General features: G+C 51.0%; 1 protein-coding gene. It reads left to right on the top strand.

The features are described 5' to 3' along the window. Positions 1 to 978 (top strand): aromatic amino acid lyase (locus CVN76_RS00845; protein ID WP_198512398.1); only part of this gene is annotated, 978 nt, incomplete at its 5' end. Between the last annotated feature and the right edge of the window lie 11 nt (positions 979 to 989).

The following is a 989-nucleotide window of genomic DNA, read 5'->3' as shown; positions in this document are numbered from 1 at the left end:
CCGCTGACGCTTAAAGCGAAAGAAGGATTGGCATTAATCAACGGAACGCAGGCGATGACGGGGATGGGCCTGGTCAATTATATCGAAGCGGAACAGCTTGCCCATCAAACGGAGGCGATTGCTTCCTTGACGTTAGAAGGGCTGCGCGGCATTGAAGACGCCTTTGATCCGGATGTTCATCTTGCCCGCGGTTATCGCCAGCAAACGGAGGTCGCGGAAAGGATTCGCCGCATGATCCATGGCAGCCAGCTCATCACTAAGCAAGGGGAGCTCCGGGTACAGGATGCATATTCGCTTCGCTGCATTCCGCAGGTTCATGGGGCATCATGGCAAACTCTCGATTATGTCAAAGAAAAACTGGAAATTGAAATGAATGCTGCAACGGATAATCCGCTTATCTTTGATGATGGTGAAAAGGTGATTTCAGGCGGAAACTTCCATGGCCAGCCGATAGCGTTCGCGATGGACTTCATGAAAATCGCCATTGCCGAGCTTGCGAACATTTCCGAGCGCCGGATCGAGCGACTCGTCAATCCCCAGTTGAATGATTTACCGCCATTCCTGAGTCCGTCGCCTGGCTTGCAATCGGGAGCGATGATCATGCAATATTGCGCCGCTTCACTCGTCTCTGAAAATAAGACACTCGCCCATCCGGCTAGTGTGGATTCCATTCCATCTTCAGCGAATCAGGAAGATCATGTAAGCATGGGGACAATTGGATCGCGGCACGCGCATCAAATCATCCAAAACGTCCGCCGCGTTTTGGCGATAGAGCTCATTTGTGCCCTGCAAGCGGTGGAGTACCGCGGAACGGAAAAGATGGCTCCATTCACAAAGGATTTTTATACGGAAGCAAGAAAGATCATTCCGAGCATTACACAAGATCGCGTCTTTGCTAAGGATATTGAAGCAGCGGCTAGCTGGTTACTTGAAATCGACTGGAATTCGTTCATTCATGGGTCCTTGCCCACCACATAATGATATGGCGG

Source organism: Bacillus sp. mrc49, assembly GCF_002803435.1.
The sequence above is the reverse complement of the archived record's forward strand: the minus strand, read 5'-3'. Positions and strand labels throughout refer to the sequence as shown.